Below are 12,901 nucleotides of genomic sequence, written 5' to 3'. Positions count from 1 at the left end.
GCGCTGCAGGAGGGTCTCCCTCCGTAGGCGACTGGCGAACCCGAAGGGCGTTGGGCATTGCTCGGAAAAACTTATGTGATAGACATTTGAGATCTTGGTGAGCAATGCCCACCTTACATAAAACCGCTGTCATCTGCGTTTTCAAAAACTTTAGACTTTGATTTTTCATGACATCAAAAAACACCAATTATAAATTTCATAAAAAACAATGAACAATGAACAAGAAGACACCACACTGATAACTGTTAACTGTTAACTGATAAAAAGATAACTAAAAATTCCTCTCTCTTCTCCCTTCCTCTGCGTTGTCTGCATCTGAAGCGGTTTTTTACTCTTTTCTTTAATTACATCACTAACCAATCTATGCTCAGTATCTTAATTTGGCTACCTATTTTAGGAGCCGCCGTCATTAGTTTACTACCTCGTACCATTCCAGCAATAAACATTCGTTTAACAGCCCTAACCGTTACTGGATTAGTTCTTCTTTGGAATATCTTCCTCCTGTTTAAATTTGATATCTCACTTCCTGGAATGCAGTTGCAGGAATACTTACCTTGGAATGAAACCCTTGGTTTAAGTTACCAACTCGGGGTTGATGGACTTTCCATAGTAATGCTGCTATTAAATAGTTTGCTCACCTGGATTGCTATTTACAGCAGCAGCCAACAGACAGAACGTCCCCGACTTTTTTATTCCCTTATCTTATTAGTCAGTGCAGGAGTTGCAGGCGCATTTGCAGCGCAGAATTTATTACTCTTCTTCCTGTTCTACGAACTAGAATTAATACCTTTCTATCTCCTAATTTCCATATGGGGAGGTGAAAAGCGGACTTATGCGGCTATGAAGTTCCTAATTTACACCGCTGTTTCAGGAGCATTAATTCTAGCAACATTTCTGGGTACAGTTTGGCTCAGTGGTTCAACGAGTTTTGATTACAATACACTCTCAACTCAAGCCTTATCAACAACACTGCAAATCATTCTACTTGTAGGAATCGTACTAGGGTTTGGAATCAAAATTCCCCTAGTTCCCTTACACACTTGGTTACCAGATGCTTACGTTGAAGCCTCAGCCCCGATTGCGATTCTTCTTGGTGGAGTGCTGGCAAAGTTAGGAACTTATGGCGTTTTGCGATTTGGGATGGCGCTGTTTCCTGAAGCTTGGAGTATTCTTGCACCCAGTTTAGCAACTTGGGGGGCAATTAGTGCTATATACGGGGCAGTGACTGCGATCGCTCAAAAAGATATCAAGCGCATGGTTGCATATAGTTCCATTGGGCACATGGGCTATATATTGTTAGCAGCAGCAGCTAGTACTTCTTTAGCATTGATTGGTGCGATCGCCCAAATGTTCAGCCACGGTATTATCCTCGCCATCCTCTTCCATCTTATAGGAGTTGTAGAAGCCAAAGTCGGAACCCGTGAATTGGATAAACTCAATGGCTTAATGAGTCCTATACGCGGATTACCCCTAACGAGTGCTTTACTCATTTTAGGAGGTATGGCAAGTGCTGGTATTCCTGGTATGACAGGATTTATTGCTGAATTTATCGTGTTTCAAGGCAGTTTCTCCGTTTTTCCTATACCAACACTATTGTGTGTCGTCGCCAGTGGCTTAACCGCAGTCTACTTTGTCATCCTGCTTAACCGTACCTGTTTTGGCAAACTTGACAACGACTTAGCTTATTATCCTAAAGTTTTATGGTCTGAGAAAATACCAGCTTTTATCTTAGCTGTCCTCATCTTGTTTTTGGGAGTACAACCGAGTTGGTTAGTGCGTTGGAGTGAACCAACAAGTACAGCAATAGTTGCGGCTATTCCTCCTATTGAAAAAACCGTAACGACTCAAGTCGCTCTCGATCAATAAACTTCCTTTGAAAGTCTACTTTTGTCCCTTGTTATAAACGTCGTTCATGGTGTTTCTTGCAAAAGTCTATTGTATAAATAGGACTTACGCAAGAACTCTCTCAAACTCTTATTCCTTTGCGCCCTTGGCGCATAGGGCGCACGCTACGCTAAGGCGTCCTACCCTGCGGGAAGCCCTTCGGGTAAGCGCAAAGCGCACGCTACGCGAACGCAGTCGCCTAGGTCGGGAAAGCCGTCATTCGCGCTGTCTCACCGCTGCGCGTCTAGGCGGTTCGTTTTTCATAATCTTGCCCAAGCCTTGATGAAGAGGAAATAAAAATGGTACAAACTCCAAACAAAACCGAAGCCAAATTACCACCTTCCAGCCATGAATTTGCAGAAGTGATTCATCGCTTAGAAGCAGGTGGTGCAATGTTGCCCGACACGCCAGAAAACTTAATGCAAATCATCGGTCTTTACAAAGCTTATGCAGTACCGATGGACTTTTACTGGCGCGACTTATTATATATTGCTGAGCAGGTATTTATAGATCCATTTCCCTTTTTTAAATACTTCATTTCTCAGGAGTATTTAGAACGTCACAATCATTATGCTGGTGATGATGCTGAGTTGAGAGTTTGGCGCGGTGAGGCGACTGCTCATCCGGAACTCTTAGCATTTATGCAAAAGGGTGAAACCTTCAAAATGCCTAAATTATTGCATCACTTATTCCATGATCGAATTAACATGGAATTTGCCGAAGCTTGTATGCGAGCAATGCTTTGGCATAGAGGAATGGGTGGAAAATTTGACCCTTATCTGGATACTGAAGAATACAAAGTGAATGCCGATAGGGCAATCAAAGCTTACTTCAAAGGTAACCCATTCATGTTGGGACTCTACAAACTGTTCCCAGATATGTTTATAGAACAGTGTCGTCAGATGTCTTACTATGCTAATCTGGGTTTGTTCTGGGAAATCATGGCTCCCGTGTTTTTTGAAATGTCAGACTTATATGACGAAGGGAAAATTACGAGTGTCCCAGAGGCGATGAATTTCTTGGTGAATGGAATTCTTGCAGTCGCAAGTCGTCCTATTTATCATAACGTTTACATCCGTGGCGAATGCTACGAAATCGTTCCCAAATCTAAAGGCTTTGTCTGGCTTCACGAAGCTGCATTACCTTATGTGGAAGCTGTTTTTTACCGTACTGCTCCCTTCCGGGGTACAAAATCTTATAATGCTCAAGCAGGACAAGTGCCAACAGATCAAAAAGACTTTCACTACGGAATTCTTTATGCAGATGTCTTTCCTGTAGGTACCGCAGGTATTCCACCAACACTGCTCATGCAAGATATGTTGCATTTCTTGCCACCTTATCTTGTTGATTACTACAAGAATTATTGCCGAGGCGAAGAAGATACGTTGATTCAGTTGGGAGTGAGTTTCCAACGTTCAATGTACTGCGTCACTTCTGCAGTGATTCAAGCATTACGAACAGCACTTTTACATCCTTTAGATGACGAAAATCCCGAACATTTACAAGCAAATCGGGACTTTTTTGAAACTCAGTTAAATCGTTTTACTCGTCCTGAGTATGGTATTCGTAATGCTGCTCGTCTGCGGGATATTCAGAGTCAGGATTATAGGTAAGCTAACCCCCGGCTGTTCGCGCAGCGTGCCCCTTCGGGCATAGCGCGGGGGCTTTCGCCACTTACCACGATCCAGAACGGTGATTTGTAGTGCGCTCACAAAACTAATCATGTGATATCCTTTGGACGGATTTTCGTTTTTATCCGCGAAAAGACTACCACCAAATGAAGTATAGCAGTTGCCAGGTAGATTAGGACATCAACTAATGAGAAAACACGGAAACCACGGGACAATTCCCAGCCTGCTCCCTGCTATACCATTATGGCATGAGTCTTTTAGCGGAACTAAATAAAATAGGGAGCAAGATACTCCCTATACCGTAATCTACGAATTTTGTCAAGTCTGATTGATGAGTTCTTATTCCTGTCTTGTGCAAAAACCTTAAAACTCTCTCCTCAAGCTATGCCATTTAAGGTTTTTGGCTCATAACTCAGTGACGCTGCTCTTGGTCGCTTGATCAAATAGATTGAAAATCTGGTGACAAATCTGTCTCAATTTCTCTTGAGCTTCTGGCAAAGGTGGCGTAACACCCCAAAATTCCCAAGATCCTGTGGTTGCAAATCGCCACAACTGCCCCATGTAGTCATGTCCAGACAGTTCCACTCCCACAACTCGTTGTGTCTGAATTTGTGCCTCTTTGGATAGTCGGATTTGCATCAAAATACTATAGCTTTGGCAAAGGAAACTGCGTTTATAAAAGTGAAATGCAAGATCCACCGAATGCGGATCATCAAATTTTTCGGTTTCTGAATTCTTTAACCATGGGCTTAGATCAGCCGAACTATCAGGAAACTGGGATCTAAAGAGATTGACAACAGCAGCAATTTTACTGACTATTTCAACGCTGTTGCCTTGTTCAGCAGCATTCAAGGTTTGCACTCCTAGTGAACTCAGATTTATTGAGAATTTTTATTATAGATATTTCTATCCAAAGATTAAAGTTATTGATATTTTTCATCTCTGATACAACCTCCAAGATCTCTCGGAAAGGATATTTTTTTAGTGTTATTTCGTACATAACTTGATCGTATATCACCGTTTTCCCTTTTTTAAGAGAGTCTTGTAAGGACACCTTTCTTAAGGAGAGTTTCGGGGGATTTTGAAGCTCCATGTATTTAAAACAATACTTCTAAAACATCCTCTTAGATTTGCTTTTGTGTACTTACATTAGGACAAAAATAATACATAAACTCTGACCCGAGACCAGAACAACGACAAAATCTAACTAAAACAAATCATAGACTTATTTAAAATAAATTGCAATAATATTGCTACTGGTTCCATAATAGTCATAATTTAGGAGAAATTGACATGAGCACTTACGCCAAGGAATTGAGAGCCACAGCCCAAGCTATGGTTGCTCCTGGTAAGGGTATTCTGGCAATGGATGAAAGTAATGGCACCTGTAACAAGCGGTTTGAGAAACTGGGGATTCAACCCACAGAGGATCGCCGACGTGCTTACCGGGAACTAATTTTGACGACTCCTAACTTGGGTGAGTTTATTAGTGGTGCGATTCTGTATGATGAAACAATTGGTCAATCTACACTCTCAGGTAAACCCTTTACCCAGGTGATGCAGGAGGCAGGCATCATTGTAGGCATCAAAGTAGATGCAGGAGCAAAAGATTTGTCAGGGTGTGCTGGAGAGAAAGTCACAGAGGGACTTGATGGATTGCGCGAGCGCATTGCTGAGTACTATAAAATGGGTGCGCGATTTGCGAAGTGGCGAGCGGTGATTACCATCGGTAACGGCATTCCCAGCCGTACTTGTATTGAAGCGAATGCCCATGCCCTTGCTCGGTATGCAGCACTGTGTCAAGAGGGGGGATTGGTGCCGATTGTAGAACCAGAAGTGCTGATTGATGGCGATCATACAATTGAGCGATGCTATGAACTTACCGATCAAACCTTGCAAGCCGTATTCACTCAACTGCGGTTGAACAAAGTGGCATTCGATCAAATGATTCTCAAGCCCAGCATGGTGATCGCAGGATTAAATTGTTCTACTCAATCAACAGTAGATCAAGTGGCCCAAATGACGATCCAATGCTTGCTCAACAATGTACCTGCAACAGTTGCGGGTGTGGCATTCCTGTCTGGTGGACAAACGAATGAAAACTCAACCGCACACCTAAATACGATGAATCTCAAGTATGGTGCAAAGTGTCCGTGGCCTGTGACTTTCTCATATGCTCGTGCGATTCAGCAACCCGCTCTAGAGCACTGGCGCGGAAACGATGACAATACCAAAGCCGCACAACAGCTGCTTTTTCATCGGGCAAAGTTGAATGGTGCTGCAAGTCTTGGTAAGTACAACGTGGAAATGGAGAAAACACCTGCGTTAGTCTAATTCACTGCAATTCCTGCGGAGGTTTGATGGAAAATACCATCACTTGTGTATTAAAGTGCAGTTAGCTTCTTCGCCCCCTCGCCCTGCACCATAGAAGGCTTGGTGTCGCAATATTCAATTTAAGAAGGTGCGTTATGGCTTTGCCATAACGTACCTTTTGGCTATGTATCTGATTCTGGGGATGATTAGGATATAGCGTAAGCGTTTCATCGATTTGGAATGGTTCGGCAGTCCGGTCTTGGGGGTTCCCAACGCCAGATACCTAGGTCGGGAGACCCTCATCAAGTACTGGCTCCCCATGAGGAACTGCCGAACCCGAAGGGGTGGTTTATTTACGCCGTTATGTACTAGTGAATTCATATTTATTGAGAATTTATATGATAAATCTTCCAATTCATAAATTGAAGCTATTGATATTTCTAATCCCTAATCTAACCTCCAAGATGTCTTTTATATTTGTTTTTATGTATTTTTTCTATTACAAAAATAATATATTGACTCTTGGTATTGACAAAAAGAAGCTCTGGAGCACTTCTTGGTGGGAGTAACGGAGAATGGTGAAGAAGAAACACGCCTGAGAAGGGAGCGGTTGTAGTGGGGGAGAAAACCCCACGAATAAATACGTTCGCATGAACTGATTGCAGGGAGAAGAAGCACCAGCGAAAGGGGGCAAGGTGCATGAGAGAGGACTGATTGATCCACGTAAATTCTTTTTCTCCCTACAAGGAGTGCTCCGGTGCTCCCTACTTCTTCTTTCTGCCCCACACCCTTACACCCCTTCTTGGTCAATTTCAGAAATATCGGCTGGAACCCTCATTCTTGGGTTCGGTGACAAAAGTTTTCAATCTACTGACAATAGATCCTAGATTTATTTACAGATAATTGCAATAATGAGGCTGGTGCTTCCATAATAGTCATAATTTAGGAGAAATTTACTGCAATTCCTGCGGAGGTTTGATGGAAAATACCATCACTTGTGTATTTAAATTGCCATTTTATGGAGATGGGCGCTCTCCACCCAATGCAACTAAAGACTCTTGTCATCCTCTGAGTCGATAGGAAAACCTGCACAAAACGCAAGGGCCGTTATACGATTGCCCGTTCTGTGCGTTGCGCGTTTTGTTGTGGAGTGCGCCCGAAGGGTACACAGACGCTACGCATTTGCCCACTGGGCGTGCGCTTACGCTTACGCAGTCGCGGTGAGAGCACAGACCCTCCTGTAGCGCTGTCTCACCGTCTGGGCAGCGCTGGGAAGACCTCCGGTCTCGCTGCGCTCACACTAAATCAAGCTCTTTGACGAAGTACTACAGCCGATGTGTTGTAGCCAACGCAGGAGCAAAGATTACAACCTATCAACGAACTACACCTAGATTGCAGTGGGGTTAAAACAAGCGATCGCCCGTATACGCCCAACCAAGCTGAGTCCTGCGGACACGCTCTTGCAACGCTTGGTTCCCTGAACGAAGTTCAGGAGAGGCACTTTGTGCCTCGGGCGTAGGGCGCGCGGCTTGGGCGATCGCTACTGAACAAGCCTGGGGTAGACAGAACACGAACAAAGCAAAATTAAAAGCCAAAACAAACACTGTTAAGGAGCAAAAATGTCGAAGATTGGTTTATTTTATGGAACTCAAACCGGAAACACTCAAAACATTGCAGAGTCGATTCAAAAAGAGTTTGGCGGTGATAGCGTTGTAACACTGCATGATATTGCCGATGCTGGTACGGACGACTTTGAGGGGTATGAAAATATCATTGTTGGTTGCCCAACCTGGAACGTTGGTGAATTGGAGGGCAGTTGGGAAGGCTTCTACGAAGACCTAGACGAGATTGACTTTAATGGTAAAAAGGTGGCTTACTTTGGACCAGGCGATCAAGTTGGCTATGCTGAGAACTTTCAGGATGCAATAGGCATTTTAGAGGAAAAGATTTCAGAACTCGGTGGCAAAACGGTTGGACAGTGGCCTACAGAGGGTTATGAATTCGAGGAGTCTAAAGCCGTCAAAGATGGCAAGTTTGTGGGCTTGGCGTTGGATGAAGATAATCAATCTGACCTGACGGATCAGCGCGTCAAAAAGTGGGTAAGTCAGTTGAAAGGAGAGTTTAGCTTGTAAGGTTCCTCTGAAATATAAGCCATTAAGGCGTTGTGAGATATCCGAGCACTGCATCGGTGGGTTTGGTGTCATTGCTTTATGCTCAACGCATACCATGAACAGGTGCGATTGATGCAAACATGGTAACGATAGCGCTGATGAAGTCCGAATTTCGGAGATAACTAATGCCACAGACCTTTTTGACGGATGTAGTGCTAATTTTAGGAGCGTCTCTATGTCCACTAGTTTTATTAGTCTTGCTAATTAACTTTCTGTGGACGGTTTGTGCTGCTTTTGTTTAGTCGTGTAACTCGACTCAAACGCCTCGATTCAATTGAGTGCGTCCCGTTGAGCTTTGCGTTGGCGTATTCCTTTGGGCGGGACGCTTTGCGACGAGCGCCTGCCCTTTGGGTTGGGCAAACCCAAAGGGCAAAAATGGACAACCCTCGCCAAATCAAGTAGGATTTTCTGCTGGGATTGAGAATTACTTCTAGTAAACTGCTTGATTTGGTTGCCTCCAGGATTAATCGTGGAGCGCACAACGAGTACTCGTAATAGGGTTGTCCATTCTTGTCTATGAAAAATCAAGCGGCATAGGACTCGTAGCGAACTTTTCACAGGTTGCCACTCTCTCAAATGCATCGCTTTAATTATTAAACGAGGAGAAAACTCATGGCTTTTGAACTACAACCATTACCCTATTCTGAAAATGCTCTAGAACCATACATTGATGCTCAAACGATGGGGATTCACCACGGCTTTCATCATGGTGGTTATGTTAAGAATCTCAATACAGCTTTAGAAAAGCATCCAGATCTACACAATCAAAGCATTGATGATTTAATTCGGAATCTTAATACATTGCCTGAAGGTGTTCGTAACGCGGTTCGCAATAATGGTGGTGGACACTTTAATCACTCGATCTTCTGGACAATTATGGGTCCTAATGCAGGTGGTGAACCAACCGGAGCGATCGCTACTCTTATTAATGAAGTCTTTGGCGACTTCGAGAACTTCAAAACTCAGTTCAATGATGCAGGTGCAAAGCACTTTGGTAGTGGATTTGTCTGGCTGGTGCGAACAACCGACAATAAATTTGAGATCGTCAGTTTGCCTAATCAGGATTGTCCTTGGTCAGAGGGACATTACCCCATTTTATGTAACGATGTTTGGGAACACGCCTACTATCTCACCTATCAGAACCGTCGCCCAGAATATCTCAAACAGTGGTGGAATACCGTTAACTGGAATGCGGTGAACGAACGGTATAATATAGCAACTAGCGCTTAAAAATCGCGTTTTGCATGAAATATCAGCAGGATTATAGATAATCCCTCCTGCCTTCTTGCATTAGTATCGCTTTAAGAAGGTGCGTTAGGCTTTTCCCTAACGCACCTTGTGGCTATGTATCTGATTCTGGGGATGATTCGGATTTTTCAGGTTTGAGTAATGGGAATGCGATCGCATCTCGAATACTAGCGCAGTCTGTTAATAACATCACTAACCTGTCAATTCCAATTCCTAACCCACCTGTGGGAGGCATACCATATTCCAACGCCGTCAAGAAGTCTTCATCCACTTGCGCTTCCAAATCACCACCGGCTTTTTGTGCGACTTGCGCTTCTAAACGTTGTCTTTGGTCGATAGGATCAGTCAACTCTGAGAAACTGTTGGCAGTTTCCCGCCCAACAGCATATAACTCAAATCGTTCCACTAAACCAGGTTTAGAACGGTGCGGCTTTGCCAGTGGTGAAATTTCCACAGGAAAATCGGTAACAAAGGTAGGCTGAATCAGGTTTTCCTCTACTTTTTGCTCGAATCCTTCATTTAACAGCTTGCCAATTGAAGGGCAATCTTCTACATTTTCAAGACCAGCATTTTTACTAGCTACTTTTGCCTCTTCCAAAGTTTGAAACGAGTTGAAATCCAAACCTGTGTATTCCTTCACCAAATCGTTCATTGTCGCGCGTCGCCAAGGGGGAGTCAAATCCACTGGTGTACCTTGGTAGGAGATTTGCAGCGTGCCGAGAACTTCTTTGGCAACGGTGGTAATTATACCTTCCGTCAGCGCCATCATATCGTTGTAATCGGCATAAGCTTGGTAAATTTCAATTGTGGTAAATTCAGGGTTGTGACGAGTTGATATTCCCTCATTGCGGAAAATCCGCCCCAGTTCAAACACCTTTTCAAACCCACCGACAATCAAGCGCTTAAGATGGAGTTCTGTCTCAATTCGCAGATACAGCTTCATCTCTAGAGTGTTGTGGTACGTAATGAAGGGACGCGCGTCTGCACCACCCGCTTCTTTTTGGAAAACAGGAGTTTCAATTTCAATAAAATCACGCTGTTCCAAGTAACGACGAATACCAGCAGTAATGAGAGCGCGACGGCGAAAAGTTTGGCGGACTTCAGGGTTTACTATCAAGTCAACGTAACGCTGACGGTATCGCTTAGCAACATCCGTCAACCCATGCCATTTATCAGGCAAGGGCAAAAGAGATTTTGTGAGAATCGTGTATTTTGTGACAAAAACAGATAGCTCGCCCTTTTCAGTCCGTTTAATTGTCCCACTCACTCCCAAGATATCGCCGACATCTGTGAGTTGCTTGAGGTGATTGAAAGCATCAGCATCAACATCTGCCATGCTTTGTTGAATGCGGTTTTTTTCCAAATAAAGCTGAATTGTACCGGTTTCATCTTCCAAAGTGAAGAAAGCCAATTTACCGAAAACACGACGCGCTATAATGCGTCCAGCCACCGTCACGTATAAATCAACTTCTTCACCGTTAGGCAAATCAGCATATTTTTCCTGCAATTGAGCCGCGTGATGGCTGGATTCCCAATGGTAGGCATAGGGGTTCATCCCCAATTGCCTTAGCTGTTCTACTTTTTCTAGCCGCGTAGCACGGATATCTTCTTCCGACATGGTTGACGAACTAAATAGGGCAAGATTTCATTATTGTATGTAATTGTAAGAATAGCTGTAGTTTTGCCAGACGATAAACTGGTCAGATTGCGTCTGCCGATGTTCATCAAACCACAGTGCGCTTTGGGCTTAGCTTTGAACCTATCGGCTTTTAGCCGTGAGAGCGTCAAGATTGCATACCTAACCTTATACTTGAGGATAAACTAGAGCTAAGAGAGTAGGAGAAAACAATTGAAACTGCCGAACCATGAATTGGCGGTTATACCATAACGAAAAATCACTGAGTATCTGTTGTCGCCTACTCACCCAGATGGACGCAGTAAAGAAAAATTTTTCACTGCGTTTGGTTTTACAGTGAATGAGTGCGAAACTCTTGCCACTGCATTACTGAACCATGTTGCTAACAACGATGTTACAAAGCTAGAAGATTCACCATTTGGAACACGTTATGTTGTAGAAGGTATACTGCTATCACCAGATAATAGAAATCCTTTGCTTCGTTCTGTCTGGTTTCTTGAAACAGGAGACAATATTCCTAAGTTTGTGACTGCTTATCCACTGAAAAGGTCAGAAAAATGATTGCAGAACTTGATAGAGTTATTATAACAACTGATATTTCAGAGTACGGGTTAGAACAAGGTGATATAGGTACAGTTGTTTTGGTACATCAAGGTGGTAAGGGATATGAAGTGGAATTTCTCACCTTGAATGGAGAAACTGTGGCAATTGTTTCACTATTGGCTGCACAAGTTCGTTCCATTGGTAATAGAGAAATTGCTCATGCACGAGTGATCAATTGATGGTATTGCATAAAATTAAGTCTCAGGCGAAAGAAGAACTGGGTTCAAATAATGTAAGTTGTGTAGGATATTTGTGACGACGCAACTTATGACAGACGCCAAAATTTTGGTACTGCTTTATATCTATAATTATTTTACTGGCAAGTTCTTTGGCTAGTAATACAGGTACAGCATTTCCAACCATTTTATATCCATCAAGTAGATTGTTGTATTTGAAAATAAAATTATCTGGAAAAGTTTGAATTCTGGCACATTCTCTAACAGATAATCTCCTGTATGGTTTGAATGAATTAGGATCAAAAATCCATTTGTCTTTCTCAACCCAAATCATTTTTTGTGCTTGAGGATGTATCGGAGCATGTCTACCACCTGCTTGAATTGTAAAAGATGGCTCATCCCAGGTTCTGACTCTATTTCTTGACATATAAATGCTAGAAAAGCTACCTTCCATATATTCATGATTAGGTACTAATGGATGAGTTTTAGATACCTCTCCTGCTACTGGTGTCGGTTCAATATCACTTAGATCGTAGATAGCATCTCTAAGAGTTAAAATGTGATTGCTTTCCAAGGGAAATTCAAAGATTCCCCCCATCTCCTCTCTATACCCTATAAGAATTACCCGTTTTCTATCTTGCGGTACTCCATAATTGCAAGCATTGAGCAATTTAGAAGTTACTTCATATCCAGCATCTTTAAATTGATATAAAATATTTGTAAAAGCTTTGTTATGCTTTTGGGCTAAAATCCCACTGACATTTTCAGCTAGAAAAAAAAGAGGTTTTTTTTCTCTGATAATTCTAATGTAATCATAAAATAACTGACCTCTGCTATCATCTATTCCTCGTCCTGCACCAGCTTCACTCCAACTTTGGCAAGGAGGACCACCAATGATACCTATGCAGTCAGGTATATCATCAGGTTCAATAGCTCTGATATCTCTTTTATCTAGTTTGACATCTGGATGATTAAGTTCATAAGTATCCCAAATTGACTTATCATATTCGTTTGCCCAGACTGTCTTAAATCCAGCTTGCTCAAAGCCTAAATCTAAACCTCCACAACCTGAAAATAGAGATACTATATTCATATTTTTTCATTCCATCAATTTATTTTTAATTTTATATATAAACATTTGTTTTAATTGCTTTAAGTAAATCTGCTATAAATATATAGGAATCCGGTTTGATTTGGTGAGACCAGTGCTTGATGAGGGTTTCCCTCACTTGGCATCTG

Annotated in this window: 12 protein-coding genes; 7 read left to right on the top strand and 5 right to left on the bottom strand. The window is 42.7% G+C overall.

Translation table 11 applies throughout. The features are described from left to right. Positions 1-363: 363 nt before the first annotated feature. Together AC5590_RS06460 and AC5590_RS06455 are read left to right on the top strand one after the other, a co-directional pair. On the top strand, positions 364-1,866 hold the full coding sequence (locus AC5590_RS06460; protein WP_169268384.1) for an NADH-quinone oxidoreductase subunit M: 1,503 nt from the start codon (positions 364-366) through the stop codon (positions 1,864-1,866). 317 nt (positions 1,867-2,183) lie between these two features. Then, on the top strand, positions 2,184-3,497 hold the full coding sequence (locus AC5590_RS06455; protein ID WP_169268383.1) for a CO2 hydration protein: 1,314 nt from the start codon (positions 2,184-2,186) through the stop codon (positions 3,495-3,497). A 423-nt stretch (positions 3,498-3,920) separates the two neighbouring features. Here the strand turns inward: AC5590_RS06455 and AC5590_RS06450 are convergent, their stop codons facing one another. Continuing rightward, a complete protein-coding gene (locus AC5590_RS06450) occupies positions 3,921-4,367 on the bottom strand; it encodes a Tery_1686 family protein (RefSeq protein WP_169268382.1) in 447 nt (148 codons plus the stop codon). A 441-nt stretch (positions 4,368-4,808) separates the two neighbouring features. On the opposite strand from AC5590_RS06450, the gene AC5590_RS06445 reads away from it, so the two are divergent. Next, the gene (locus AC5590_RS06445; protein WP_169268381.1) at positions 4,809-5,849 is read left to right on the top strand and encodes a class I fructose-bisphosphate aldolase; all 1,041 of its coding nucleotides are present in this window, start codon (positions 4,809-4,811) and stop codon (positions 5,847-5,849) included. Positions 5,850-7,231: 1,382 nt separating this feature from the next. Here AC5590_RS06445 and AC5590_RS06440 read toward each other — a convergent pair. Continuing rightward, entirely contained in the window at positions 7,232-7,423 is a 192-nt protein-coding gene (locus AC5590_RS06440) for a hypothetical protein (RefSeq protein WP_169268380.1), read from the bottom strand. Between the two features lie 24 nt (positions 7,424-7,447). On the opposite strand from AC5590_RS06440, the gene fldA reads away from it, so the two are divergent. After that, positions 7,448-7,960, top strand: a complete 513-nt coding sequence (gene fldA, locus AC5590_RS06435) for a flavodoxin FldA (protein ID WP_169268379.1) — start codon at positions 7,448-7,450, stop codon at positions 7,958-7,960. A 309-nt stretch (positions 7,961-8,269) separates the two neighbouring features. On the opposite strand, the gene AC5590_RS06430 is transcribed toward fldA, so the two are convergent. Further along, entirely contained in the window at positions 8,270-8,557 is a 288-nt protein-coding gene (locus tag AC5590_RS06430; RefSeq protein ID WP_169268378.1) for a hypothetical protein, read from the bottom strand. 54 nt (positions 8,558-8,611) lie between these two features. On the opposite strand from AC5590_RS06430, the gene AC5590_RS06425 reads away from it, so the two are divergent. Beyond that, positions 8,612-9,229: a superoxide dismutase gene (locus tag AC5590_RS06425; RefSeq protein ID WP_169268377.1), complete on the top strand. Its 618-nt coding sequence runs from the start codon at positions 8,612-8,614 to the stop codon at positions 9,227-9,229. Between the two features lie 112 nt (positions 9,230-9,341). Here the strand turns inward: AC5590_RS06425 and lysS are convergent, their stop codons facing one another. After that, positions 9,342-10,865, bottom strand: coding sequence for a lysine--tRNA ligase (gene lysS / locus AC5590_RS06420; protein ID WP_169268376.1), 1,524 nt, complete (start codon positions 10,863-10,865; stop codon positions 9,342-9,344). Positions 10,866-11,141: 276 nt separating this feature from the next. Here lysS and AC5590_RS06415 point away from each other — a divergent pair, with 276 nt between their 5' ends. Together AC5590_RS06415 and AC5590_RS06410 are read left to right on the top strand one after the other, a co-directional pair. Beyond that, entirely contained in the window at positions 11,142-11,444 is a 303-nt protein-coding gene (locus AC5590_RS06415) for a DUF6883 domain-containing protein (RefSeq protein ID WP_339379358.1), read from the top strand. Continuing rightward, on the top strand, positions 11,441-11,665 hold the full coding sequence (locus AC5590_RS06410; protein ID WP_169268375.1) for a DUF4926 domain-containing protein: 225 nt from the start codon (positions 11,441-11,443) through the stop codon (positions 11,663-11,665). Before AC5590_RS06415 ends, AC5590_RS06410 begins: the two co-directional genes overlap by 4 nt. Positions 11,666-11,687: 22 nt before the next feature. Here the strand turns inward: AC5590_RS06410 and AC5590_RS06405 are convergent, their stop codons facing one another. Next, positions 11,688-12,755, bottom strand: a complete 1,068-nt coding sequence (locus AC5590_RS06405) for a DNA cytosine methyltransferase (protein ID WP_169268374.1) — start codon at positions 12,753-12,755, stop codon at positions 11,688-11,690. Positions 12,756-12,901 lie beyond the last annotated feature (146 nt).

It is taken from the genome of Brasilonema octagenarum UFV-OR1 (assembly GCF_963888615.1).
GTDB lineage: Bacteria > Cyanobacteriota > Cyanobacteriia > Cyanobacteriales > Nostocaceae > Brasilonema > Brasilonema sennae.
This window is presented reverse-complemented; position numbering and strand designations above follow the sequence as displayed.

What these genes read in the sequence shown, in the direction of transcription:
- AC5590_RS06445 (WP_169268381.1), top strand. Translation starts at nt 4,809, where the DNA reads ATGAGCACTTACGCCAAGGAATTGAGAGCCACAGCCCAAGCTATGGTT.
- fldA (WP_169268379.1), top strand. Translation starts at nt 7,448, where the DNA reads ATGTCGAAGATTGGTTTATTTTATGGAACTCAAACCGGAAACACTCAA.
- AC5590_RS06405 (WP_169268374.1), bottom strand. Translation starts at nt 12,755, where the DNA reads ATGAATATAGTATCTCTATTTTCAGGTTGTGGAGGTTTAGATTTAGGC.
- AC5590_RS06410 (WP_169268375.1), top strand. Translation starts at nt 11,441, where the DNA reads ATGATTGCAGAACTTGATAGAGTTATTATAACAACTGATATTTCAGAG.
- AC5590_RS06425 (WP_169268377.1), top strand. Translation starts at nt 8,612, where the DNA reads ATGGCTTTTGAACTACAACCATTACCCTATTCTGAAAATGCTCTAGAA.
- AC5590_RS06460 (WP_169268384.1), top strand. Translation starts at nt 364, where the DNA reads ATGCTCAGTATCTTAATTTGGCTACCTATTTTAGGAGCCGCCGTCATT.
- lysS (WP_169268376.1), bottom strand. Translation starts at nt 10,865, where the DNA reads ATGTCGGAAGAAGATATCCGTGCTACGCGGCTAGAAAAAGTAGAACAG.
- AC5590_RS06455 (WP_169268383.1), top strand. Translation starts at nt 2,184, where the DNA reads ATGGTACAAACTCCAAACAAAACCGAAGCCAAATTACCACCTTCCAGC.